We start from the raw sequence: 23,822 nt of genomic DNA on the forward strand, positions 1-23,822 counted from the left end.
ACGGGTGACCGGTGATGGACGCGCGGCGGAGGTGGGACCGGTGGCCGTCCGTCCGGCGGGAGACGCTCCCGCGGGCGGCCGGGCCGGCGGCCTGGACGTTCCTCGCCTGGGTACTGCTGACGTGGGAGTTCACCGCTGAGCAGCTGCTCATCGGCGTGGTCGTGGCGCTGGCCTCCGGGCTGCTGTTCGCCCCGCTCGGCAAGGGCGCCGGGCCGTGGGACGTGCTGCGGCCCGGGCGGCTGCGCGCCGCCGTCGAGCTGGCCGGCTACACCGCCTGGTGGATCGTGGTCGCGAACGTGCGGCTCGCGCGCCGGGTGTGGGCCCCGTCCCGTCCGCTGCGCAGCGGCATGGTCGTGGTCCCGACCCGGGAGCGGGACGACACGGGCCTGACCACGGTCGCGCTGCTCACCTCGATGATCGTGGACAACCAGCTGGCCGACCTGGACGCGCGGCGCGGCCTGCTCCAGTACCACGCCGTCGCCGTCCCGGACCGGCCCGAGACTATCAACGAGCGCGTCGAGCGCATCCTGGAACGCACCCACCCGGACGACCACACCGCCGGGACGGGTGACTCGTGAGCAGCCTGTACCTGGTGGTGGCGCTGGCCGAGGTCGCCATCGCGGTGCTGCTGACCGTCCGGCTCGGGCTCGGGCCGACGACCTGCGACCGGATCGTGGCGCTCAACGCGCTCACCACGCAGGCGATGCTCGCGCTGCTGTTCTTCGCCGCCTACGCCGACCGGACCGGGTACCTGGACGCGGCGCTGTGGCCCGCGTCCTTCGGCTACCTCGGGACGATCGTCTGGGCCCGCTACCTGGAACGGGGTCTGCTGTGAAGGATCTGCTGTGAAGGAGCTCGTCTTCGCCGTCGTGGCCCTGGTCGGGCTGGGGTTCTCGCTGTCCGGCGCGGTCGGCGTCCTGCGGATGCCCGACGTGTACACGCGGATCCAGTGCTCGTCCAAGACCGTGACGATGGGCGCGCTGCCCGTGCTCGCCGCGCTGCTGATCGGGGAGGGGCCGTTCGGCCAGTACGGCAGCCGGGTGCTGCTCATCGCCGTCCTGCTGGGGGTGCTGAACCCGGCCGCCGCGCACGCGCTGGCCCGCGCCGCCTACCGGACCGGCGTCCCGATGTGGCGCGGCGCCGTCCAGGACGAGTCGCTCCCGCAGCGCAACGGCGAGCGCGACGGCGAACGCGGCGGTTCCGGCAAGCCGGACGAGCGGCAGGGGTGAGGCTCGGGTGTTCTGGGCGCTCGACTACCTGGTGCTCGCGCTGGTCCTGGCCTGCGCAGTCCTGGTCGTCCGGATCCGCTCCCTCAACGGCGCGGTGATGGCGCTGTCGGCGGTCGGCGTGCTGCTCGGCCTGCTGTTCATCGTGCTCGGCGCGCCGGACGTCGCGCACGCCCAGCTCGTCGTCGGCGCGATCGCGCTGCCCGTCCTCTACCTGATCGCCATCGGCAAGACCCGCACGGACGTCCCGGAGGACGACCCGTCGGGCGCGAGCACCGACCGGACCGAGGAGGCGGATCCATGCACCCGCGAAACCCGCATCGAAGACCCTTCACAGGAGCGTTCCTGACCGGCGGCTTCGCGGCGCTGCTGGCCGCTGGGCTGCTCGCCGCGCCGCGCGAGGACGCGCCGCTGTCCGCCATGGCCCGGCACGCGCTGGCGGTGTCCCTGCCGGACTGGAAGCTCACCGAGCCGGTCAACGAGATCGTCTACGGGACGCGCGGCTTCGACACCTTCGGCGAGACGTTCCTGCTGCTCGCGGCCGTGGTCAGCGTGCTGGTGCTGACCCGTCCGCGGGAGCTGCGCACCGAGCCGATGGGCGAGGAGCGGGCCGGCCGCCGCGAGCAGGCCGAGGACGACCCGGCCAGCCCCGTGGACGCCCGCGAGCGCGCGGCCCGCCGTGCCGAGCGCGCCGAGCAGGACGCCCGGACACCGATGACCCCGGTCGTCCGGACCGCGGTGCGCGTGGTCGGCCCGATACTGTTCGCCGCCGGGTGCTACCTGGTCGCCTGGGGCTACGCGCCGGGCGGCGGGTTCCCCGCCGGGGCCGTCCTGGCCGGGGTCATGCTCATGGTCTACGCCGCGTTCGGGCGCCGGACGTTCGGCACCCGGCGGCTGGAGACCGCGGAGCTGGCCGGGGCGCTCGGGATCATCGTGATCATGGGGCTCGGACTGGTCCTCAAGGACGCGGTCGGGGCCGACTGGGTGCCGCACGCCGCCGAGCGGACGCCCGCGTCGGGCGGCATCGTCCAGCCGTTCTCGGTCGCGGAGTTCGCCGAGGTCGGCACCGGCATCCTGCTCGCCGTGCACGCGCTGCTCGGCGCCCGGCACGACTGGACCCCGGACGAGGCCGGCGCCGGCGAAGGGGTGCCGTCGTGATCGTGGGGAACTACCTGGCGGCGGCGGCGCTGTTCTGCCTCGGCCTGCACACCGTGCTGACCCGCCGGAACCTGGTCCGGATGGTGATGGGCCTGTCGCTGATGGAGTCGTCCACCTACCTGCTGATGATCTCGTTCGCCTACCGGGCCGGGTCGACCGCGCCGGTGCTGCTCGACCCGCCGCACGGCAAGAAGCCCGAGCAGCTCGCGCACGGCAACGTCGCCGATCCCGTCCTGCAGAACTTCTGCCTGACCGCGATCGTGATCGGTGTCGCGGTGACCGCGGTGTTCCTGTCGGTCGTCGTCCGCGTCGCCCAGCACTACCGGACCCTGGACGCCGACCGGGTCCGGGCGATGCGCGGATGAGCACGGCCGCGCTGCTGCCGATGGCGGTCGTGCTGCCGCTGACCGCGGCGGCGCTCGCGCCGCTGCTGGCCCGCCTGGACCGGCGGCTGCCGCTGCTCGCCGGGCTGCTCGCGCTGGCGGGCGCGGGCGCTGTCCTGCTGCGCGCCCTGCCGGACGTGCTGGACGGCCGCCCGGTCGGGACCCGGCTCGGCGGCCAGGCCGGGGTGATCGCGATCGTCTTCACCGCCGACCCGCTCGGCACGCTGTTCGCGCTGGTCACCGCGCTCGTCGGGGCGATCCTGCTGGTCTACACGCTGTCCGAGCTCGGCGGGCTCGGGGGCCGCGAGCTCGGCGGGTACGCCGCGCTGTGCCTGCTGCTGCTCGGCGCGCTGATCGGCTCCGCCCTCACCGCCGACCTGTTCAACCTGTTCGTCTGGTTCGAGGTCGCCGCGCTCGCGTCCTACGGCCTGACCGGCTTCTTCCTGGAGCGGCCGATCGCGCTGGAGGCCGCGTTCAAGATCCTCGTGCTGACCACGGTCGCGAGCTTCGGCGTGTTCGTCGGCACCGGCATGCTCTACGCCCGGCACGGCGCGCTGAACCTCGGCATCCTGCACGACTCGCTCGGCGTCGCGACCGGCGTCGCCGACCTGGTCGCGCTGGCGCTGCTGATCGGCGGGTACGCGACCAAGGCGGGCCTGGTGCCGTTCCACACCTGGCTCCCGGACGCGCACACCGCCGCGCCCGGCCCGGTCTCCGCGCTGTTCTCGGGCCTGATGGTGAACCTCGGGATCGTCGTCCTGGCGCGGCTCGGCTACCAGGTGTTCCCGTCGTCGCAGGTGCCGATCATGGGGCTGCTGATGGTCCTGGGCCTGGTCTCGGCGCTGGTCGGGGCGGCCCTCGCGCTCCGCCAGGACGACCTGAAGCGGCTGCTGTCCTACGACACCGTCTCGCAGATGGGCGTGATCACGGTCGGGCTCGCCAGCGGCACGGCGTCCGGCGCGGCGGGCGGTGTCTACCACCTGCTCAACCACGCGCTGTTCAAGTCGCTGCTGTTCCTGTGCGCCGGGGCGATCGTGCACCGGACGGGCCTGACGAACCTGTCCGACATGGGCGGACTCGCCCGCCGCATGCCGGTGGTCGCGGTCGCGTTCCTGGTCGGCGTCGCGTCCATCGCGGGCGTGCCGCCGCTGAACGGTTACGCGTCGCTGTCGCTCATCCACCACGGGCTGGAGACGACGCACCAGACCATCCCGGCAGTGCTGCTCGCGGTAGCGCAGGCCGTCACGGTCGCCGCGCTCGCCCGCGCGGCCTGGCTCGCGTTCTTCGCGCGCAAGGACCCGCCGGAGTTCACCGAGCGGCCGCGTCCGGGCATGGTGACCGGCTTCCTGTCCCTCGCGGCCTGCTGCGTCGCGCTCGGCGTGCTGTCCCGGCCGGTCGTGGAGCACGCCATGAAACCGGCGGCCGGAGCCCTCGTCCACGGGGACCTCTACGCCTCGGCCGCGCGCGGGAAGGTCACGCCCATCCCGGCCCCGGATGTCACGCTCCACTACCTCGCGCCGTCCTCGCTGCTGCTCACGCTCGGCTGCCTGCTCGCGGGGCTCGTCCTGGCCCGGGTGAGCGGACGCGTGGTCGACGCGCCTCCGCTGCGGCGGCTCGCGGCCCTGCACAACGGCTCGGTGAACGACTACGCGGCGCTCGCCGCGGCGGGCACCCTCGCCGTCGCGCTGGCCGTCCTCACGTGATCGCGGACGACTCTTGGTTGTTTAGTGACGCCAGAATGGGAATGGAGCTGTATGGGCGTTTCGCCCGCGTCCGCGGAGCGTGACAGCAGAGCGGCGCTGACAGACCGAAGAGGGGAGCCCGGTCATGCCGCAGCAGGCATGGGGAAACAAGCGTGAACGCCAGTACGAGCACATCAAGGAATCGGAGAAGGACCAGGGCGCTTCCAACCGCCGCGCGGAGGAGATCGCCGCGCGGACGGTCAACAAGGCGCGCGCCCGGAGCGGCGAATCCGAGACCGCCAGCAAGTCGTCCACCCAGGACATCTCGTCCGGCCGGCGCGGTGGCCTGCGGTCCGGGACGTCCCGCACCAAGGGCCGGACCAAGGACCAGCTGTACCACGAGGCGAAGCGCCGGAACATCAAGGGCCGTTCCTCCATGACGAAGGCGGAACTGCAAAAGGTGCTCGGCGGGGGATAGCGCCGGGCCGGCACGGCGCCCGGAACGGCCGGATGCGGAGGGACGCGTCCGGCCGCTTTCGCGTGCGCGCGTTCGTGCGCCCGTTCGTGCGCGCGTGACGTTCGCGTGCGCATTACGGATGTCCAGAACACCGACCGGGACGCGAATTCCGGTGTCCCGAAGTTTGGATGCATTGGGTCGGGTACAGCGCACCACTACGGCGATCGAGAAACGCCGCCGAATCGTCAGAAGGGTGCAGAGAAATGCCTTCGGCTTCCGGCAAGGACACGGCCCGGCGCGCCGGTGCGTCCTCCAAGAGGGCGTCCGCGTCGAGGACCGCGTCCGCCGCCAAGAAGCGCACCTCCGCCGCAGCGGCCGCGAAGACCACCGCCACCTCGAAGACCGCCGAGGCCGCCAAGGGCGGCAGGAACCTCAAGGACGTCAAGGACGCGAAGAGCCTGAAGAGCGCCGGGAAGGCCGCGGGAGCGGTCAAGGACGGCGCGGGCTCGGCCGCCACGAACGCGGCGGCCTCCGCGCGCCGCACCGGCGAGACCGTCGGCCGCGGCGTCCAGGACGGCGTGACCACCGCCGCGCGGCAGCTGTCCGCCGTCCCCGCACTGGTCGGGAAGCTGGCGGCGCTCGCCAACGTGAAGCGCGTGCTGGCCGCGACCGGGGCGGTGGCCGCCGGTGTGACGGCCGCCGCCGTGGCCCGCAAGGCCACCCGCAAGCAGACCCGCCGCGGCCGCCGGCACTGACCGCGCCGCGGCGACCCCCCCGCGCCGGGGGACGGCCCTGACCGGCCGGAACCCGGCGCCCTCCAAAGGAGTTGATGACATGACTGGGCCCATCGCCCAGCAGACCTCGGGCACCAGCTACGTGCAGAACGGAGGCGGCGGCGGGCGCGGCACCAGCGGCCTCGCCGACGTGGTCGACCTGATCCTGGAAAAGGGACTGGTCATCGACGTGTACGCGCGCGTCGCGCTGGTCGGCATCGAGATCCTCACCGTGGACGTGCGGATCGTCGTCGCCAGCGTCGACACCTACCTGCGGTTCGCGCAGGCGGTCAACCGCCTCGACATCGCGCACGACGGCACCGCGCAGGGCCTGCCGGAGTTCGTCGGCGGGCTGGAGGAGTCCGGCGCCAAGCGCAAGACCAAGGGGATGCTCAGCGGTGCGCAGGAGCGCATCAAGGAGACCCTCGGCGGCGACGATGACGACTCCGACTCCAAGTCGAAGCGGCCGGCCCGCCGGCGCGGGAGCAAGGACGAGGAGGACGACAAGTGAGCGCCTCCGAACCCACCACCCCCACCGCACCGCAGTACGTCTACGGCGTCGTCCGCTCGGACGCGGAGCTGCCCGAGGGCCTCACCGGCCTGGACGGGCAGCCCGTCAAGCTCATCCGGCACGAGCGGGTGGCCGCGCTCATCAGCGACCTGCCGCAGGGCCGGGCGCTCGGCGAGCGCGCCGACCTGGTCGCCCACCAGAGCGTCCTCCAGGCGTTCGTGGACGCGGGCGCCGCGGTGCTGCCGTTCCGCTTCGGCGCGGCGATGGCCGGCGCCGACGCCGTCCGCGACGAGCTGCTCGCGGCCAATGCCGACCGGCTCGCCGCCGTCCTGGAGTCGATCGACGGCCGCGTCGCCGTCCGCGTCAAGGGCCGCTACGAGCAGGACGCGGTGCTACGCGAGGTGCTCGCGGGCGACCCGGAGATCGCGGAGCTGTCCGAGCGGCTGCGCGGCGTCCCCGAGGACGCCGCCGACGCCGTCTACTACGACCGCGTCCGGCTCGGCGAGATGATCGTCGGGGCGCTGCGGGAGCGCCGCGCGAACGACTCCGCGCGGCTGCTCACCGCGCTCGCGCCGCTCGCCGAGGCGGTCTCCGCGCACGAGCCCGTCCGGGACGAGGACGTCGTGGACGCCTCGCTCCTGGTCGCGGCCGGCGAGCGGGACCGCTTCGAGAAGGCGGTCGAGGGCCTCGCCGAGGAGAACCGGGACCGCATCAGCCTGCGGCTCGTCGGGCCGCTGCCGCCGTACGACTTCGTCCCGGAGGGCTGATGGGCCTGTTCACCGGGCTGCTCACGCTGCCGCTCGCCCCCGTCCGCGGGGTCGTGTGGCTGGCCGAGGTCATCCAGGAGCAGGCCGAGGCCGAGCTCTACGACCCCGGCCGTCTCGCGGCCGAGATGCAGGGCATCGCCGACGCCGTCGCGGCCGGTGAGATGAGCGACGCCGAGGCCGCCGAGGCCGAGGAGGGGCTCATCGCCCGGCTGCGCGGCAACGGCCCGGGATGACCGCCGGTGCGACGTCCGCGAAGAAGACCACGACCGGGGTGCGGAGGGACGCCATGACATCCGCTCAGGAGGCGGCCGAGCAGGCCGTCGCGCAGGTCGCGGACCTGACCGGCCGCGACCCGGAGAGCGTCGTCGGCCTCGAACGGCTGGAGGACGGCTGGGCCGTCACGGTCGAGGTCGTGGAGGCCCACCGCATCCCCGACTCCGCCGACATCCTCGCCTGCTACCGCGTCGAGCTGACCGGTGACGGCGACCTGGCGGGCTACCGCCGCACGCAGCGCTACTCGCGCGGCCACGTGGACGGACGCCACCGCACCTGAACGGAGCGGCGGGCGTCCGTCCGGGCCGCCGCCACGAGGGGGAACCGCCTTGACCGACATGTCCTGGACCGGAGCGCGGTCGCCCGCGCGAACCGTGTCCGCCGACAGGCAGAGCGCGAACCTCGCCGACATCCTCGAACGCGTCCTGGACAAGGGCATCGTGATCGTCGGCGACATACGCGTGAACCTGCTCGACATCGAACTGCTGACCATCAAGCTGCGGCTTCTGGTCGCCTCCGTCGACCGCGCCAAGGAGATGGGCATCGACTGGTGGGAGCACGACCCGTCGCTGTCCTCGCGCGCGCGGCCCGCCGCCGAGGGCTCCCGGACGGCCGTCGGCGGCGCCGGGCGGGACGAGCTGGAGGCCGAGAACCGCCGCCTCCGCGACCGCCTCGCCGCGCTGGAGGCTGCCTCCGCCTCCGCCGACGCCTCGCAGCGGACCGAGATCAGGGACGTCCCCGAGGACGCGCAGGACGGCGCGCGGAAGGACACATCCGAGCACGCACGGAAGGAGAGGCCGTGAGCGGGACCGCGATCTATCTGTACGGGGTGGCGCGCGGGCTGGCGCCGTCCGCGCTGGACGGCGTGACCGGTGTCGGCGGCGCGCCGGTCCGGACGGTCGTCCACCCGGAGTCGGGGCTCGCGGCGCTGGTCGGCACGGTCGGCCTCGCCGAGTTCGGCGAGCGGGAGCTGCGCGAGAACCTGGAGGACCTGGGCTGGCTGGAGGCGACCGCGCGCGCCCACCACCAGGTCGTCGCGCTCGCCGCGCGCGAGGCGCCGACCGCGCCGGTCCGGATCGCGACGCTGTACCGCGACGACGACCGCGTCCGGGACGTCCTCGACCGCGACCGGGACCGCCTGGCCGAGCTGCTCGACCGCATCACCGGACGCACCGAGTGGGGCGTGAAGGCGTACGCCGACGCGGGCGCAGCCGCCGCCCAGGAAGCGGCGGCCGTCCAGGAGCCCGAGCCCGCCGCGGACGAGTCGTCCGGCACGGCCTACCTGCGCCGCCGCCAGGCGCAGCGCCGCACCAGGCGGGCGGCACAGGACCGCCTCACCGAGTACGCCCGCGACGTCCACGCCGAGCTGGCCGACCACGCCGTCGCGTCCCGGCAGCACGCCGCGCAGGACCCGCGCCTGTCCGGACGCCGCGACACGCTCATCCTCAACATGGCCTACCTCGTCGACGACGAGCAGGCCGAGGGGTTCCTCGCGGTCGCCAGGGCGATCGACCGGCGGCTGCCGGACGTGACCGTCGAGCTGACCGGCCCCTGGCCGCCGTACTCGTTCATCGACACCGCCGAGACGACGCCCACGGCCGCACACGCGCCCGAGCCCGCGGCCGGGGCGGAGGGGACGCGCCGGTGACGGCCGTCCTGGACACCGGCGACCCGGCCGTCCCGGCCGAGCGGCTCGCGCTGGTCGACCTGCTGGACCGGCTCCTCGCCGGAGGTGTCGTGCTCACCGGCGACCTGGTCATCTCCATCGCCGGGATCGACCTGGTCCGGGTCGACCTGCGGGCCGTGATCACGACCGTCCGCGATCAGCTCGACCTTGCGGAGGGGGAGGAGGAACCATGATCGACAAGTCCCGGGTGTACTCGCCCGCCGCGCACCGCACCGCCCGCCGGCTCGACACCGACCCGGAGAACGTCGAGCGCGACCTGGTGAAGCTCGTCCTGACCCTGGTCGAGCTGGTCCGGCAGCTGATGGAGCGGCAGGCGCTGCGCCGGGTGGACGACGGCAGCCTGACCGACGAGGAGACCGAGAGCCTGGGCCTGGCCCTGATGAACCTGGAGAAGGCCATGGCGCACCTGCGGGACCACTTCGAGCTGGCCCCCGAGGATCTCAACCTGGACCTCGGCCCGCTCGGCCCGCTCCTCCCGGAAGGCTGACACCGGAAGGACGACCCCCCGGAAGGACGCCCCCCGGAAGGACGCCCCCCGCCTTCGTCCCGGGGGCCTGGCGTACCGCTAGGTTCCCGGGCATGGTGAGTCCCCCGAAGTGGCCCGTGTCCGCGAAGGGCGTCGCCGCCGTCGACGGCCGCGTCCTCCTGCTGAAGAACGAACGCGACGAATGGGAGCTGCCCGGCGGGCGCCTCGAAGCGTCCGACGCGACGCCCGAGGCGGCGGTGGAGCGCGAGATCGAGGAGGAGTCCGGCTGGCGCGTCCAGGCCGGGCCGCTCCTGGACGTGTGGATCTACACGCCGCTGCCCGAGACGCACCCGCGGAGCCGGGTGGTGATCGTCACCTACGGCTGCACCGTCCTGACCCCGGACGTCGAGCCGTTCCTGAGCCACGAGCACAAGCAGATCGGGCTGTTCGCCGCCGCCGACGTCCCGGGGCTGCGGATGCCGGACGGCTACAGGAAGTCCATCGCCGCCTATTTCGCCCTGACCTGATACTCACTCTTAGTCCGCGCTTGATCGCTCTGGATGGTTAGGCGGCGGTACCTCCTGGAATATCCAGGGGCATGGCCGGTACGCCTCGGGACGAGTACGCCGCGGGCAAGGCGCTCCGCAAGCGCGTCAAGCGGAGCGCCCACGCCGACTGGACGCCGCCCGCGGACCGCCGCGACCCGGCCGCCGCGATCTTCGCGCAGGACGCGGACCGGCTGCCCGACCTCGTCCCGATCCGGCACGAGCGGATGGCCGCCGGCGCCTTCCCGTTCCTGCGCGGCGCGGCGGCCGTCATGGCCGGGGACCTGGCGGCGACCCCGTCCACCGGGCTGCGCGTCCAGGCGTGCGGCGACGCGCACCTGCTGAACTTCGGCCTCTACGCCTCGCCCGAGCGGATCCTGGTCTTCGACGTCAACGACTTCGACGAGACGCTGCCCGGACCGTGGGAATGGGACGTCAAGCGGCTCGCGGCGAGCCTGGCCGTCGCCGCGCGCGAGCAGGGCTTCGGCGACAAGGACGCCCGCCGGACGGCGCGCAAGGCCGCCACCGCCTACCGGGAGCGGATGCGCGAGCTCGCCGGGATGTCGAACCTCGCCGCCTTCTACACGATGACCAAGGCCGCGGACGTCTACAAGCTGATCAAGAAGAAGGGCGCGCGCAAGCAGGCCCGCAAGCTGTTCCACCACTCGCGCGGCCGCGGCAACCTCCAGGCCGTCGAGAAGCTGACCCGCCGCGAGGGCGGCTCGCTGCGGATCGTGGACCAGCCGCCGCTGGTGGAGCACGCGGGCGCGTTCGACGCCGCCGGGCTCGTCAAGCGCTCCCTGCGCGACTACGCCGGCACCCTGCCGGAGGACGTCGCGACCCTCCTCGACCGGTACCGGTACATGGACGCCGCCCGCAAGGTCGTCGGCGTGGGCAGCGTCGGCACCCGCTGCTTCGTCGTCGTCCTCCAGGGCCGGGACGCCGACGACCCGCTCGTCCTCCAGGTCAAGCAGGCGATGCGGTCGGTGCTGGAGCCGTACCTGTCGCCGAGCGCCTACCCCGACCAGGGCCGCCGGGTCGTGGCCGGGCAGCGCCTGCTCCAGTCGGTCAGCGACGTGTTCCTCGGCTGGTCGGCGGACGGCGCGCACGACTACTACTGGCGGCAGCTGCGCGACATGAAGGGCTCGGTGGACGTCACGTCCATGAACGAGTACGGCCTCGGCCTGTACGCGCGGCTGTGCGGCGGCACCCTGGCCGTCGCGCACGCCAACACCGGGCCGCGCCTCCGCATCGCGGGCTACCTCGGCCGCTCGGACACCTTCGACGACGCCATCGCCGACTTCGCGATGGCCTACGCCGACCAGAACGACAAGGACTACGCCGTCTTCAAGTCCGCCGTGGCGTCCCGCGACTGAGGCCGTCCGCGCCCCGTCACGACCCGCGGCTGAGGCCGTCCGCGCCCCGTCACGTCCCGCGGCCGAGGTCCTCCGGGCTCTGCCTAGTGGACGACGTCGAAGACGTTCTTCTGCAGGCCGTTGGAGTAGGCCTCGTGCTCGACCAGCTTGAGGTGCTGGGTGTCCTTGTCGGTGTCGCTGAACAGGCGCTTGCCCGCGCCGAGCAGCAGCGGGAAGACCAGCAGGTGGTAGCGGTCGATCAGGCCCGCGTCGGACAGCTCGCGGTTCAGTTGCGCGCTGCCGTGCATGATGATCGGCCCGCCCTCGGTCTTCTTCAGCTCGGCGACCGCGTCGAGCGAGCGCAGGATCGTCGTGTCGCCCCAGCCGTCCACCAGGTCGCCCTCGGTGAGCGTGGTGGACACCACGTACTTCGGCAGCGTCTTGTACCGGGCGAACTCCGCCATCTGCGGCCAGACCTTGCTGAACGCCTCGTAGCTGACGCGGCCGAGCAGCATCGCGCCGGCCTCCTCCTGCTCCCGGCCCTTGATCTCGAACGCCTCCGGGACGAAGTCGATGCCCTTGAACGTCCAGCCGGAGTTGCGGTAGCCCTCCTCGCCGCCGGGGGAGTCGACCACGCCGTCCAGGGAGACGAAAGCGGTACTGATCAGGGTGCGCATGGCGGCCTCCGGAGGCTCGTGGATCGCTGGTCAGGTCCGGTGCGGCTCGTCCGCACCGGATGGACCAACTTTAGGGGAGACCTGCGACGACATCCGCGAGCACCGGCCCCCGGGGCGCTAGAGGTAGAGGCCGGTGCCGTGCTCGGGGCGCTCGCTGGCGATGGCGTGCAGGTCGCGCTCGCGCATGACGAGGTAGTCCTCGCCCTGGATCTCGACGACGAACTGGTCCTCCGGGTGGAACAGGACGCGGTCGCCGACCTTCACGGTGCGGACGTGGTGGCCGGTGCCGCAGACCTCGCCCCAGTGCAGCCGGTTGGACTGCTCCACCGTCGCGGGGATGACGATGCCGCCGGTGCTGCGGCGCTCGCCGCTCTCCTTCTCGACCTTGATCATCACGCGGTCGTGGAGCATCTGGACTTCGAACTTGGCCTGCTGTGACACCCTCGGAACATACCAGTCCCGGCCGGTTCGCCCGTCCCGGCGGCGGCGCGCGGTGGCCGGCCGGGTCAGCAGGCGGGCGGGATGGCGGCGATGGTCAGCGCGACGGCGGCGAGCGGCGCGGCGACGGACGCGATCGCGGCGGCCCGGGCCAGCGGACGCGCCAGGCGGCCCGTGCGGGGCGGATCGTCCAGCCGCGCCAGCCGGTGCGTGAGCGGCCGGTCCTCGGCCGGGCCGTCCGCGCTGGTCGGGCCGGTTGCGGCGAGGGTGCCGGACGGGCCGGGGAGCAGGGTCAGGCGTTCCAGCGCCGACCGGACGGTCCGGGGCCCGTGGCGTCGGACGGCGGCGTCGTCGGCGGCCATCTCCAGCAGCAGCGGCACGGTCGCCGCGGCCCGGCGCAGGGTGGGCAGCCAGGGCAGGGCGGCGTGGCTGAGGTCCAGCAGCATCAGCAGGGCGTGGTGGCGCTGCCGCAGGTGGGCGCGCTCGTGGGCGAGGACGGCGGCCAGCTCGTCCGGGGCGAGGCCGGAGCGGGCGCCGCTGCTGATCACGATCGACCGGGCCCCGGCGGGCAGGCAGTAGGCGACCGGGAGCGGGTGGTCCAGGAGCAGGACGTCCGGGTGCCGGTCGTCGGCGCGCGCGACCAGGCCGAGCATGCTGCGGTGCCGCCTGCGGCTCCGGACCGTCCGCCAGGCGCGGGGCACGCCGCGCGACAGCCGGACCGAGCACAGGACGGCCACCGCGCAGCTCGCCAGCGCGCCCCACAGCAGGCCGCGGTGGTGGTGCGGGGTGAGGCAGGTCGACAGCAGCTCGGCGAACCCGTGGCCCGCGGCGGGCGGCCAGAACAGCACCAGCGTGACCAGGCCGAACAGCGACGCCCACAGGCCGAGGATGGCGCCCGTCCAGCACAGCACGGCGCTCGCCGGATGGCTGCGCGGGAACGCGGCGCCGTCCAGCGACGGGCCCGCGCAGCACCCCAGCACGACGATCAGCACGACCAGCTGGACGGCGAGAACGAGCACCCCGTCAGCGCCCCGTCCCCGAGTCGCCCGCGCCGCCCGTCGCCCCCGCGCCGCCCGTCGCCCCCGCGCCGCCTGGGCTGCCCGTCGCGCCCGTGGCGCGGTTCGTGCCCGGTTCGTCCGGGGAGGTGCGGGCGTTGAGGGCGTCCAGCATGCGGCGGGCGTCGGCCTCGGGGACGCTCTCGACCAGCCGCGCCAGGATCGCGCCCTGGTCGGGGGAGTCGGTGAGGGCGTCCAGCATCAGCGCGACGGTGAACTCGTCGCGGCTCTGCGTCGGCGCGTACCGGAACGCCTGCCCGTCGGGGACGCGGCGCAGCAGGTCCTTGCGGGTGAGCCGCTCGGCCACGGTCTGGACGGTGTTGTAGGCGAGCCGCCGGTCGGCGGTGGCGTTGAGCCTGTTGAGCAGCTCGCGGACGCGGAGCGGCTCGTCCGCCGCCCACAGCGCGTCCATGATCGCCCGCTCCAGCGCGCCGCCGAGATCCCCCACGAGTCCCTCCCTGCCGTTCCCGCCCGGCCCATTGTCCCGCACCGCGCGGGCGCGGGCGGCGGGCGGCCCGGTCAGGGGCGGACGGCCCCGGCCCACGGCCGCCCGGCGATCGGGCTGATCTTGACGACGTCGCCGGTCTGCGGCGCGTGCACCATCTTCCCGCCGCCGATGTACATCCCCATGTGGTGCAGGTCGGAGTAGAAGAACACCAGGTCACCGGGCTGGAGCTGGTCGCGGGACACGTGCGTCCCGGCGTTGAACTGGGCTCCGGTGTAGTGCGGCAGGTTGATGCCGACGCGGGCGTACGCGTAGAGCGTCAGCCCGGAGCAGTCGAAGCCCTTGATGTTGGCGCCCTGCGCGATCCCGTACGTGGGCCCGGACGCGCTGCCCCCGCCCCACGAGTACGGCACGCCGAGCTGCGCCAGCGCGTACCGCACCGCCTGCGCGCCCTTGCCCGACCCCGGGACGGACGGCGCCTTGCCCGGCTTGTCCGGTGTCGGCGCGTCCAGCTGCCCCTTGGCCTTCTCGTACAGCTTGGTCACGCTGTCGCGCTTCTTCGCCAGCGCCGCGCTCAGCGCCTCGACCTGCCGGGCCCGTTCCTGCGCGGCGAGCCGGGCCCGCTGCGCGCCCTGGACGGCCTGCATCAGAGCCGAGACGCGGGTGCCGTTCTGCGTGGCGAAGTACCGCAGCGTGGACGCCTGGTCGAGCAGCGACTGCGGGTCGGACGTCGCGAACATCCGCTGCGTCGGGTCGGTCTCGCCGTTGATGTAGCTGGTCGCGGCGACCCGGGCGATGTCGCGCCGGACGGCCTCCAGCGCGCGATCCTGCTGCCGGGCGATCCCGTCCGCTACTTTCGCGGCGCGGCGGGTCTCGGCGAGCTTCACCCTGAGCCCGTTGTACTGCTCGGTGAGCCGTTCGAGCCGGTCCTTGAGCGCCGCCGCGTCCGGCTTGGGCTTCACGGGCGCTGCGTGCGCGGCCGGGACGGGCCCGAGCAGCGCGACGGCGGTGATCCCTGCCGTGACGACCGTCCAGCGCCGGGGAAGGACACGGCGCACGGCCCCGGAGCCGGGCTGGCGGGGGACGGGGGTTGCGGGGGTTGCGGGGCGCACGGGCGTCTCCCTTCGCGGCCGGGCCGGGCGGGCGGCGGCCGGGGGTGTGCGGCTGGCGTCCGGGCCCGCGCCCCTCGGGGTGGGACGCGGGCCCGGACCGTGGACTCCCGACGGCCCTCGGGGGAGGGCGCGGCGGTGCCGGCGCGGCGTCCGGACCGTCCGGCCGCCTCGCAGGCTCCTACAGAGCGTAGGAGGTTCGCCCGACGAATGCCACCCGAGCCCCATCAATCACACAAATCCCCCGCTCCGCAGCGCCCGCGGCGCGCGGAGGGCGCGGGGTGCGCGGAGGGCGCGGAGGGCGGCTAGGCGCCGAAGGGCTTCGCGTAGCGGATCGTGCCGGACGGCAGCGGGCGCGCCGGGTTCAGCGAGAGCGCCATCAGCGCCTCGTCCGGCACGTCGAAGCCCGCCCGGATGCCGTGCCGCGACGCCGGGGTGAAGCCGAAGCGCGGGTAGTACGCCGGGTGCCCGAGCACCACGACGTACCGTTCGTCCTGCTCGGCGGCGTGCTGGAGCGCGGCGCGGATGGCCGCCGAGCCCGCGCCGGAGCGCTGGTGCTCCGGCAGCACCGAGCACGGGGCCAGCGCGAGCGCCGGGGTGCCGCCGATGTGGCAGCGGGTCAGCAGCGCGTGCCCGACGACCTCGCCGTCCGGGGTGGTCGCGACGACCGAGAGGCCGTCGATCCACGCCTCGTCCCGGCGGAGCGCGTCGACCAGGTCGGCCTCCGCGGGCGTGTCGAAGGCGGCGCGGACGACCTCCCGGACGGCCGGCGCGTCGGCCTCCGTCTCGGGGCGCGTGATCCAGGTTCCAGAGTTGCTCGACACGATCCGATCCGTTCTGTGAGAGGCGCGCCGGCGCGGGTCAGGATCGGCGGCGGCGCGTCCGCGTCCGCGTTTCGCAGGCCGCGAGCAGCTCGGCCGCCTGGACGGCCTGCTCCGCCTGCGGCCCGAGCGTGTGCGCCGCGACCTGCTGGACGTACCGGGCCTGCGCCGCCGCCTCCGCGGCCTGCCCGAGGTTCAGCAAGATCCAGCCTATGAGCTGGCGGGTGTCGAGCGTGTCCTCGTGCTGTTCCCCGAGTGTCGCGACCTGCGCCGGAAGCAGCGCCTGCGCGACCGCCATGGCCTCCTGGTCGCGTTCGAGCATGTGCAGCGTCCACGCCAAGGTGCTGCGGCTCTCCAGCGCCGCCGGGTCCTGCGGGCCGAGCGCCGCCTCCCGGTCGGCCAGGACGCCTGCCGCGATCGGCAGCGCGTCGGCGTGCCGTCCGAGCATGAACAGGCATGTCGCGGTGAGGTGCCAGCTCGCGAGCGTGTCGGCGTGCCGCTGCCCGAGCACCCGCGTCCGAGCCTGGGCCGTCGCGGTGAGGACGGGCAGCGCCTCGGGCTCCCGGTCCAGCTCGTACAGGACGCGCCCGAGCAGGTGCCGCGCGTCCAGCGTCGCCGGATGCTCGGCGCCCAGCAGCCGCTCCCGCTCCCGGACGACGTGGTCGGCGAGCGCCAGCGCCAGCTCGGCCCGCTGCTGCTCCAGATGCTCGCCCGCCACCTGGAACTCCTGCTCCAGCGGGACGCTCGGCGGCGCGGGCGGCGCCAGCGCGGGCGCGCCGGGCGCGGCGTCCGGCTTGAGCATGGCTTCGAGGCGCCGGGTCACCACGTCCGCGTCGGCCGGACGGTCCGCCGGGTCCTTCGACAGCAGTTCCAGGACCAGCGCGTCCACGTCCTCGGGCACCTGCGGGTTCACCGCGCGCGGCCCGGTCGGCGGGACGCTCAGGTGCGCGTTGATCAGCGCCGGGATGCCCTTCTCGGTCAGGAACGGCGGCCGCCCGCACAGCATCTGGTGCAGCAGGCAGCCGAGCGAGTACAGGTCGGTGCGCCCGTCGATCTCGCCGGTGGAGATCTGCTCGGGCGCCATGAACACCGGCGACCCGACGACCGCGCTGCCGGTCAGGCCGGTCGCCGACTGCATGAAGCGCGCGATGCCGAAGTCGCAGACCTTCACCCACCCGCCCGAGGTGAGGAACAGGTTCGCGGGCTTGATGTCCCGGTGCACGATGCCGCGCTTGTGCGCCGCCGCGAGCGCGCCGCACACCTGCACCGCGTGCGCGAGCGCCCGCTCGACCGGCAGGCCGTCCGGGTGGCGGGCGAGCAGGCGGGCCATGTCCTCGCCGTCCAGCAGCTCCATGACCAGGTAGAGCAGCCCGTCATCGGCGTCGATGTCGTGCACGACCGTGATGCCCGGATGCTGGAGCACCGCCGCGAGCTGCGCCTCCCGCCGGAACCGCGCCACCACGTCCGGCCCCGCCTCGGTCGCCGCGGGCAGCACCTTCACCGCGACCGGACGGTCCAGGCGCCGGTCGGACGCGCGCCAGACCTCCCCCATGCCGCCGCGCCCGATCCGCTCCTCCAGCAGGTACCGCCCACCCAGCTCGCGCCCCGCGTACACCGCCGCTCCCTCCACCCGTCCGACCCGAGCGATTGTGCCGTGCGAACCGCCCGAAAGCAGACCGACCCCCTGCTGCCGGGGCGTAGGGGATTCCCCCGGACGATCCCGGGGGAGTGCCCCAGTGTGCCGCGAACCGCTTCTTCCTAGCGTCGGGGGACATGAGATTCCCCCCGATCATCACCGCCGGCGCGGCCGTCCTCGCCGTCCTCACACCCGCCCCGGCCCGCGCGGCTCCCGCAGCCGCCGGGTGCTCGCCGGACCATTCGGCCGTCCGGAAGGCCCTTGACGTGCTGACCTCGTCCGGCGAGGCGCCCGGTGCGGCCGTCCGCGTGGACGATCCGCGCTGCGGCGCGTGGTCCGCCGCGTCCGGACGCGCCGACCTGAGCACCGGACGCCCGATGTCCACCGGCGAGCGCGCGCGGATCGGCAGCATCACCAAGTCGTTCACCGCGACCGTCGTGCTGCGGCTCGCCGCCGAACACCGCCTCTCGCTGGACGACACCGTCGACCGCTGGCTGCCCGGCCTCGTCCGGACGGCGCGGTACGACGGCCGCCGCATCACGATCCGCTCGCTGCTCCGGCACACCAGCGGCCTGCCCGACCACGTCGACGCGATCCCCGATGACGGTTCCGCCCGCTGGCGGCACTACGAGCCCGAGCAACTCGTCGCGATGGCGCTGAAGCTCGACCCGCCGGACGCGCCGTGGCACTACTCGTCCACCAACTACGTCCTCGCGGGGATGATCGTCCGGAAGGCGACGGGCCGGAGCGTCGAGGACGAGACCGTCCGGCGCATCCTGCGCCCGCTCGGCATGCGCGACACCTACTGGCCCGGCGACGAGACGTCCATCCGCGGCCCGCATCCCCGCGGCTACGTGCACCAGGACGGCCGCTGGACCGACTACACCGACCTGAACACCAGCTTCGGCGGCGCCGCGGGCGCCCTGATCTCCACCACGCGCGACGTCAACCGCTTCTACTCGGCGCTGCTCTGCGGACGCCTGCTCCCGCCGCGCCTGCTCGCCGAGATGCGCACGACCGTCCCCGCCGACCCCGAGCGCATCTGGCCCGGCGCGCGCTACGGCCTCGGCCTGATCAGCACGCCGCTGCCCTGCGGCGGCCGCTGGACGGGCCACGCGGGCGGCACGCCGGGCTTCGCGGCCGTCGGCGCGGTCGGCCCCGGCGGACGCGCCGCCACCGTCTCCCTCAACGCCGACCCCGACACCCTCCAGGCCCAGAACCACATGCTCGACGTCGTCCAGACCGCCCTGTGCGAATGACAAGGAGCCCAGACGTGCGTGCCCTCACGGCCCTCGGCCTCACCGCCGCCGCCCTCGTCCCGGCCGTCCCGGCGGCGGCCGCGGACCCGCTCGACGCCTTCCACCACCAGAAGCTCCGCTGGACGACCTGCCACATGAAGGAGCTGGACGACGCGGGCGCGCGCTGCGCCGACGTGACCGTCCCGCTCGACTACGCGCGCCCCCGCGGCAGGACGATCAAGGTCGCGATCTCCCGGCTGAAGGCCACCGGCCCGAGGCTCGGCACGATGCTGATCAACGGCGGCGGCCCCGGCCCGGCGATCGACATGCCGCCCTACATCCGCTCGATCACCCCCAAGGCCGGACCGCGCTTCGACCTGATCGGCATGGACCCGCGCGGCCTCGGCCGCAGCACCCCGGTCGACTGCGGCTGGCCCAGCGGCACCTGGATCCGCGCGGCGGGCGGCGACCGGCGCGGCTTCGACGCGTCCGTGGCGTCCGCCCGCTCCCTCGCCGGCCGCTGCCTCGCCAAGTACGGCTCCTACCTGCCGTACATCTCCACCCGCAACATCGCCCGCGACATGGACGTCGTCCGCGCCGCCTTGGGCGAGCGGAAGATCTCCTACAACGGCGCGTCCTACGGCACCTACCTCGGCGCGGTGTACGCGACGCTGTTCCCCGGACGCCTCGACCGGACCGTCCTGGACAGCAACGTCGACCCGGACCGCTGGTCCCCGCGCCTGATCCACGGCACCGAGGAGGCCAACGAACGCGCCCTCGCGCACTGGGCCGACTGGACGGCCCGCCGCGACACCGCCTACCACCTCGGCCGCACCCGCGCCGAGGTGCTCGCGACCGTCCACCGCGTCCTGGCCCGCGCCGGACGCTCACCCCTCCTCGTCGGCCCCTACAAAGTGGACGACACGGTCGTCCCGACCCTCCTGTTCAACCTGCTCAGCGACGACCGCGACCAGCCCCGCACCGACCTGGCGAGGACGGTCGCCGACCTGAACCGCGCTGCGAACGGCGCGCACGTCCCCGCGTCCGGCGCCCTCGGCGACGCCCTGAAGTTCCTGCTCACCGGCGCCGACTCGCGTTACGGCAGCGGCCAGGCCGCGATCATCTGCGGCGACGCGCCCGCGCCCCGGAACCCCGAGACCTACTGGCGCGACATCCAGCGCGAACGCCGCGTCCACCCGGTCTTCGGCTCCCTCGGCGCGAACATCGGCCCCTGCGCCTTCTGGCCGTCCCCGCGCGAGCCCCGCACCAAGGTCCGGACGACCCTCCCGAGCCTCCTCATCGGCGCGACCGGCGACACCCGCACCGTCTACGCCGGCAGCCTGGCCCTCCACCGCGACCTCAAGGGCTCCCGCCTGCTCACCCTCAAGAACGCCGACGTCCACGCCCCCTACCAGGCCGCCTACGGCAACCCCTGCCTGACCACCCACGTGGACACCTACCTCCTCACCACCCACCTCCCCCCAAACACCACCTGCCCCTAACCCGCCCCCATGAACAGGACGGAACGGACAATGGGCGCGGGAGTCGCGGGTCCGGATCTCGGATGTGGATGAGGTGGCGGCTGAGCTGGGGATCTCTCGCCGCCACGTGCATGGGTTGCTGATGCGGCGGCGGTCGGGTTCGGGGGTGGCGAGGGATCTGCTTGCCCGCCGGCGCCGCTGACCTGTGACAGCGGTCGGTCGTGCGTCCCTCGGGCGGGGGAGGTGAAGGGCGGGGCGCTTCCCCCGCCGGGAGCGGACGCTCAGCCTGTCGGGGGAAGTCGGCGACGGCAACGCCCTGACACGCTCGAAGCATGATCGAACTTGTGGGGGCGGAACGGGGCGCGCGGCCTGGGGACCGGCGGTGGCCGCATTGGACAGGTCATGCGGCGGCGGGATGGGCTGCGGTGGAGCCATCCGCTCCACCGCAGCGCGTACGACGGATGGCCTGTCTCGGGGCCGCCGCGTTCCTCCCCTACGCGGTGAGGTTGGGAACTGCATGACGGACATGCGAGAGATCGAGGCGTTTCTCACCGTCTGCGAGGAGGTGCACTTCGGGCGGGCGGCCGAACGGCTGGGGCTGTCGACCTCCCGGGTGAGCTTCCTGGTCAAGCGCCTGGAGCGGCGGCTCGGGGCGCGGTTGTTCGAGCGCACCAGCCGCCGGGTGGGGCTCACCGAGCAGGGCGAGTACCTGTTCGCGGAGATCCGTCCGGCGACGGTGCGCATCGAGCGGGCCCTGGCGGACGTGAGCGCCTGGAGCGGCAGGCGGCGGGAGATCCTGCGGGTCGGGTTCGCCACCACGCTCCTGGAAACCATGGCAGCAGACCTGACGGCCGCGTTCGAGCGGCGCCACCCGGAGTGCCGGGTGGTCCAGTCCACGCATCCGGCCGCCGAGATGCTGCGCTGGCTCGGCCGGGACTGGAACGTCGACGTCATGGTGACCTGGATGCCGGGGGAACCGGCGCTGCTGGCGGTCCCCGGGCTGGAGGCGGGGCCGGTGATCTGGCGCCAGCCGCGCGGGGTCGCGCTGGCCGCCGATCACCCGCTCGCCGATCGTCCCGCCCTGGACGTCGAGGAACTGGCCGACCACGAGGTGCTCTCCTTCGTCGGGATCCCGCAGGGGTACGCCGACGCCTGGACGCCGCCGGTCACCCCGGCGGGGCGGGCGATGAGCCTGCGGCGCGTGCGCGCCACCTACGTGGAGGAGATGATCCGCATGGTGGCCGAGGATGGCGTCGCCCACCTCACCTTCACCTCCCTGCCCGACCGCTACCAGGTGCCCGGTGTGGTGATGGTCCCGGTCATCGGGCTGCCGCCGATGACGGTGGCCGCGATGTGGCCGGGCACGACCACGCGCCATCCGCTGGCCCCCGCCTTCGCCCAGGCGGCGTTCGCCCGCTCGGTCGAGGCGGGCTGGCCGGTCGGCGCCGATCGTGATGGCGGACGGCCCGATCGTCATCCGAGTCGGCTTTGATCATCTCGCCCCTTCCTCGACAGACTCCGGGAGAGGCCGCCGCCCGACCGGGCGCCGGCCGTGTGACAAGGCCGCAGGAAAGGCATCGCACCATGGCTGAAAGCACGATCCGCCGCTTCCAGATCGAGATCTCCCAGGCCGACCTTGACGATCTGCGGGACCGGATCCGCCGTACCCGCTGGTCAAGCGAGGTCCCCGGCCAGGGGTGGAGCCGCGGGGTCCCCGTCGACTACCTCAAGGACCTGGCCGGCTACTGGGCCGACGGTTTCGACTGGCGCAAGGCCGAGGCGCGGCTGAACGAGCTCCCGCAGTTCCTGACCACCATCGACGGACAGGACGTCCACTTCGCCCATGTCAGGTCGGAGAACGCCGACGCGACCCCGCTGCTGCTGATCCACGACTGGCCCGGCTCGTTCGTCCAGTTCGTCGAGGTGGTCGAGAGGCTGTCGGCCGACTTCCACCTGGTGATCACCGACACCCCCGGCGTGGGCTTCTCCGGCCCGCTGAGCGCGCCCGGCTGGAACACCGGCAAGATCGCGTCCGCGTTCACCGAGCTGATGGCACGGCTCGGCTACCGGCGGTACGGCGTCCAGGGCAACGGAGGCGGCGCCTGGATCGCCGCCGAGATGGGCCGCCAGGCCCCGGACGCCGTCATCGGCGTCCACCTCAACGGACTGATCACCTTCCCCTCCGACGACCCCGCCGACTTCGCCGGCCTCACCGAGGTAGAGCAGCAGCGCCTGGCCCGCCTCCAGGAGTTCCGCGACGACAAGATGGGCTTCAACGCCATCCAGTCCACCCGGCCGCAGACCCTCGCCCACGGACTGCACGACTCACCCGTCGGGCAACTGGCCTGGATCGTCGAGAAGTTCAAGGAATGGACCGACACGGCCGCCGACCTTCCCGAGGACGCCGTCGACCGGGACCACCTGCTGACCAACGTGAGCCTGTACTGGTTCACCGGCACCGCGGGCTCCTCGGCCAACCTCTACTACGAGATGGCCCACGACCCGTCCGGCTACGCCCCCAAGCCCCGCGGCACCGTCCCCACCGGCGTCATCGCCACCGCCACCACCGACGTCGCCATCCGACGCTTCGCCGACCGCGACCACAACATCACCCACTGGACCGAGGTCGAACGCGGCGGCAACTTCCTGTCCCTCGAACAGCCCGCCCTCCTCGCCGACGACGTGCGCACCTTCTTCGCCTCCCTGACCTGACACCCCCTCCCGGCCGGCGCCCCCGGGCGCCGGCAACACCCCGGCGAGGCGACGGACGACACGCAGATGGCCGTCCTGGTCGCCGAGTCGCTCCTCGAACGCGGCGGCCTGGACCTGGCCGACATGTTCGGCCGCTTCCGCCGCTGGGCCGCCGCCGACCCGAAGGACATCGGGTTGCAGACCGAGGCCGTCCTGACCAGCGGGTACGAGTGGGACCTCGCTGCCGCGCGGCACTTCCAGACGAACATGTACGCGGCCGGCAATGGTGGCCTGATGCGCGCCGCGCCGTCGGCGGTGTACTTCGCAGGGCAGGGGCGGGACGCGTCGATGGAGGCGGGACGCCGAATTACGGCGCTGACACATGGGGACGGGGCGGCGTGGGAGGGCACGGCGATCCTGCACGAGCTGATCCGCGTGGCGCTGGACGGCGCGGACCCGCTTGCGGCGATCCCCGCCGCGCTTGCGCAGGTCAAGGACGCGCATCGGGAGCGGTACGCGCGCGTGCTCGACCCCGCCTGGCATCCGGACGATGCGACCGAGACCAACGGCGCGGTGTGGGCGTGCCTCGGGTCGGCGGTTTGGGCCGTCCGGAACTCGGACGGGTTCGCGGACGCGCTGCGCATGGCGATCGATCTCGGTGGCGATACCGACACGGTTGCGGCGGTTACGGGAGCGCTCGCCGGGGCGGTTCGTGGGGTGGACGGGGTGCCGGAAGGGTGGCGGGAGGTGTTGCATGTGCCGCTGGTCGGGTTTGGGCGGGTTTTGGGGTTTGTGGGGCTGGCGGAAATGGGTGAGGCGTTGGCTCGGGGAGGGTGTTACGGGCGGGCGTGATGGATGGTTTCGGGTCCTCCTTGTTGGGTTCGGGCTGGTCGGTAGGGGAGTAGGGGGTGGCGGGCCCTAAACGTTGGTGGCCGTTTGTGGATGGTG

At 73.7% G+C, this 23,822-nt stretch carries 30 protein-coding genes and 1 pseudogene; 24 read left to right on the forward strand and 7 right to left on the reverse strand.

The features are described from left to right. Positions 1–14 precede the first annotated feature (14 nt). From FHU30_RS08160 to FHU30_RS08250, 19 genes are all read left to right on the forward strand, one after another. The gene (locus FHU30_RS08160) at positions 15–578 is read left to right on the forward strand and encodes a Na+/H+ antiporter subunit E (protein ID WP_253873566.1); all 564 of its coding nucleotides are present in this window, start codon (positions 15–17) and stop codon (positions 576–578) included. Then, positions 575–835 (forward strand): MrpF/PhaF family protein, encoded by a 261-nt coding sequence (locus tag FHU30_RS08165; protein WP_253873568.1) that lies wholly within the window; start codon positions 575–577, stop codon positions 833–835. Before FHU30_RS08160 ends, FHU30_RS08165 begins: the two co-directional genes overlap by 4 nt. A 10-nt stretch (positions 836–845) precedes the next feature. After that, a complete protein-coding gene (gene mnhG, locus FHU30_RS08170) occupies positions 846–1,229 on the forward strand; it encodes a monovalent cation/H(+) antiporter subunit G (protein ID WP_253873570.1) in 384 nt (127 codons plus the stop codon). A gap of 7 nt (positions 1,230–1,236) precedes the next feature. Next, on the forward strand, positions 1,237–1,575 hold the full coding sequence (locus tag FHU30_RS08175; RefSeq protein ID WP_253873572.1) for a Na(+)/H(+) antiporter subunit B: 339 nt from the start codon (positions 1,237–1,239) through the stop codon (positions 1,573–1,575). Continuing rightward, on the forward strand, positions 1,527–2,384 hold the full coding sequence (locus tag FHU30_RS08180) for an MnhB domain-containing protein (RefSeq protein WP_253873574.1): 858 nt from the start codon (positions 1,527–1,529) through the stop codon (positions 2,382–2,384). Before FHU30_RS08175 ends, FHU30_RS08180 begins: the two co-directional genes overlap by 49 nt. Next, a complete protein-coding gene (locus FHU30_RS08185; RefSeq protein WP_253873576.1) occupies positions 2,381–2,749 on the forward strand; it encodes a sodium:proton antiporter in 369 nt (122 codons plus the stop codon). Before FHU30_RS08180 ends, FHU30_RS08185 begins: the two co-directional genes overlap by 4 nt. Then, positions 2,746–4,470, forward strand: a complete 1,725-nt coding sequence (locus FHU30_RS08190) for a complex I subunit 5 family protein (RefSeq protein ID WP_253873578.1) — start codon at positions 2,746–2,748, stop codon at positions 4,468–4,470. The genes FHU30_RS08185 and FHU30_RS08190 overlap by 4 nt, the downstream gene beginning before the upstream one ends. Positions 4,471–4,594: 124 nt before the next feature. Beyond that, on the forward strand, positions 4,595–4,927 hold the full coding sequence (locus tag FHU30_RS08195) for a hypothetical protein (RefSeq protein ID WP_253873580.1): 333 nt from the start codon (positions 4,595–4,597) through the stop codon (positions 4,925–4,927). Between the two features lie 242 nt (positions 4,928–5,169). Further along, the gene (locus FHU30_RS08200; RefSeq protein ID WP_253873582.1) at positions 5,170–5,661 is read left to right on the forward strand and encodes a hypothetical protein; all 492 of its coding nucleotides are present in this window, start codon (positions 5,170–5,172) and stop codon (positions 5,659–5,661) included. Between the two features lie 79 nt (positions 5,662–5,740). Continuing rightward, positions 5,741–6,190: a gas vesicle protein GvpJ gene (gene gvpJ / locus FHU30_RS08205; RefSeq protein WP_253873584.1), complete on the forward strand. Its 450-nt coding sequence runs from the start codon at positions 5,741–5,743 to the stop codon at positions 6,188–6,190. Beyond that, complete coding sequence (locus tag FHU30_RS08210) at positions 6,187–6,957, forward strand: GvpL/GvpF family gas vesicle protein (RefSeq protein WP_253873586.1); 771 nt, start codon at positions 6,187–6,189, stop codon at positions 6,955–6,957. The genes gvpJ and FHU30_RS08210 overlap by 4 nt, the downstream gene beginning before the upstream one ends. After that, a complete protein-coding gene (locus tag FHU30_RS08215; protein ID WP_253873588.1) occupies positions 6,957–7,190 on the forward strand; it encodes a gas vesicle protein GvpG in 234 nt (77 codons plus the stop codon). The genes FHU30_RS08210 and FHU30_RS08215 overlap by 1 nt, the downstream gene beginning before the upstream one ends. Continuing rightward, positions 7,187–7,510, forward strand: coding sequence for a gas vesicle protein GvpO (locus FHU30_RS08220; RefSeq protein ID WP_301322761.1), 324 nt, complete (start codon positions 7,187–7,189; stop codon positions 7,508–7,510). The genes FHU30_RS08215 and FHU30_RS08220 overlap by 4 nt, the downstream gene beginning before the upstream one ends. A 58-nt stretch (positions 7,511–7,568) precedes the next feature. Further along, positions 7,569–8,033, forward strand: coding sequence for a gas vesicle protein (locus tag FHU30_RS08225; protein ID WP_253873905.1), 465 nt, complete (start codon positions 7,569–7,571; stop codon positions 8,031–8,033). Continuing rightward, on the forward strand, positions 8,030–8,878 hold the full coding sequence (locus tag FHU30_RS08230; protein WP_253873592.1) for a GvpL/GvpF family gas vesicle protein: 849 nt from the start codon (positions 8,030–8,032) through the stop codon (positions 8,876–8,878). Before FHU30_RS08225 ends, FHU30_RS08230 begins: the two co-directional genes overlap by 4 nt. Further along, positions 8,875–9,090 (forward strand): gas vesicle protein, encoded by a 216-nt coding sequence (locus FHU30_RS08235; protein ID WP_253873594.1) that lies wholly within the window; start codon positions 8,875–8,877, stop codon positions 9,088–9,090. Before FHU30_RS08230 ends, FHU30_RS08235 begins: the two co-directional genes overlap by 4 nt. Next, positions 9,087–9,404 carry a gas vesicle protein K gene (locus FHU30_RS08240; RefSeq protein WP_253873596.1) on the forward strand — a complete coding sequence of 106 codons (318 nt, stop codon included), beginning with the start codon at positions 9,087–9,089 and terminating at the stop codon, positions 9,402–9,404. Before FHU30_RS08235 ends, FHU30_RS08240 begins: the two co-directional genes overlap by 4 nt. Before the next feature lie 92 nt (positions 9,405–9,496). Then, positions 9,497–9,910: an NUDIX hydrolase gene (locus tag FHU30_RS08245; RefSeq protein ID WP_253873598.1), complete on the forward strand. Its 414-nt coding sequence runs from the start codon at positions 9,497–9,499 to the stop codon at positions 9,908–9,910. Positions 9,911–9,981: 71 nt separating this feature from the next. Continuing rightward, positions 9,982–11,304, forward strand: a complete 1,323-nt coding sequence (locus FHU30_RS08250) for a DUF2252 domain-containing protein (RefSeq protein ID WP_253873600.1) — start codon at positions 9,982–9,984, stop codon at positions 11,302–11,304. Positions 11,305–11,387: 83 nt separating this feature from the next. On the opposite strand, the gene FHU30_RS08255 is transcribed toward FHU30_RS08250, so the two are convergent. The 7 genes from FHU30_RS08255 to FHU30_RS08285 form a co-directional block, all read right to left on the reverse strand. Further along, positions 11,388–11,960 (reverse strand): dihydrofolate reductase family protein, encoded by a 573-nt coding sequence (locus tag FHU30_RS08255; protein ID WP_253873602.1) that lies wholly within the window; start codon positions 11,958–11,960, stop codon positions 11,388–11,390. Between the two features lie 117 nt (positions 11,961–12,077). Further along, positions 12,078–12,371: a GroES family chaperonin gene (locus tag FHU30_RS08260; RefSeq protein ID WP_253873907.1), complete on the reverse strand. Its 294-nt coding sequence runs from the start codon at positions 12,369–12,371 to the stop codon at positions 12,078–12,080. A 95-nt stretch (positions 12,372–12,466) separates the two neighbouring features. After that, a complete protein-coding gene (locus FHU30_RS08265) occupies positions 12,467–13,417 on the reverse strand; it encodes a M56 family metallopeptidase (protein WP_253873604.1) in 951 nt (316 codons plus the stop codon). 4 nt (positions 13,418–13,421) lie between these two features. Further along, entirely contained in the window at positions 13,422–13,901 is a 480-nt protein-coding gene (locus tag FHU30_RS08270) for a BlaI/MecI/CopY family transcriptional regulator (RefSeq protein WP_253873606.1), read from the reverse strand. A gap of 71 nt (positions 13,902–13,972) precedes the next feature. Continuing rightward, positions 13,973–15,010, reverse strand: coding sequence for a C40 family peptidase (locus FHU30_RS46940; protein WP_253873608.1), 1,038 nt, complete (start codon positions 15,008–15,010; stop codon positions 13,973–13,975). Between the two features lie 302 nt (positions 15,011–15,312). Next, complete coding sequence (locus FHU30_RS08280; protein WP_253873610.1) at positions 15,313–15,831, reverse strand: GNAT family N-acetyltransferase; 519 nt, start codon at positions 15,829–15,831, stop codon at positions 15,313–15,315. A 37-nt stretch (positions 15,832–15,868) separates the two neighbouring features. Next, on the reverse strand, positions 15,869–17,443 hold the full coding sequence (locus tag FHU30_RS08285) for a serine/threonine-protein kinase (protein ID WP_253873612.1): 1,575 nt from the start codon (positions 17,441–17,443) through the stop codon (positions 15,869–15,871). Between the two features lie 158 nt (positions 17,444–17,601). On the opposite strand from FHU30_RS08285, the gene FHU30_RS08290 reads away from it, so the two are divergent. The 5 genes and pseudogenes from FHU30_RS08290 to FHU30_RS08310 all read left to right on the forward strand — a co-directional run. After that, positions 17,602–18,723, forward strand: a complete 1,122-nt coding sequence (locus FHU30_RS08290) for a serine hydrolase domain-containing protein (RefSeq protein WP_253873614.1) — start codon at positions 17,602–17,604, stop codon at positions 18,721–18,723. A 14-nt stretch (positions 18,724–18,737) separates the two neighbouring features. Continuing rightward, positions 18,738–20,204: an alpha/beta fold hydrolase gene (locus FHU30_RS08295; RefSeq protein WP_253873615.1), complete on the forward strand. Its 1,467-nt coding sequence runs from the start codon at positions 18,738–18,740 to the stop codon at positions 20,202–20,204. Between the two features lie 496 nt (positions 20,205–20,700). Next, entirely contained in the window at positions 20,701–21,675 is a 975-nt protein-coding gene (locus tag FHU30_RS08300; RefSeq protein WP_253873617.1) for a LysR family transcriptional regulator, read from the forward strand. Positions 21,676–21,767: 92 nt separating this feature from the next. Next, on the forward strand, positions 21,768–22,895 hold the full coding sequence (locus FHU30_RS08305) for an epoxide hydrolase family protein (RefSeq protein WP_253873619.1): 1,128 nt from the start codon (positions 21,768–21,770) through the stop codon (positions 22,893–22,895). A 42-nt stretch (positions 22,896–22,937) separates the two neighbouring features. Next, a pseudogene (locus FHU30_RS08310) lies at positions 22,938–23,726 on the forward strand (ADP-ribosylglycohydrolase family protein); the annotation flags it as partial. Positions 23,727–23,822: the final 96 nt, after the last annotated feature.

The organism is Actinomadura rupiterrae (assembly GCF_024172125.1).
GTDB classification, from domain to species: Bacteria; Actinomycetota; Actinomycetes; order Streptosporangiales; family Streptosporangiaceae; genus Spirillospora; species Spirillospora rupiterrae.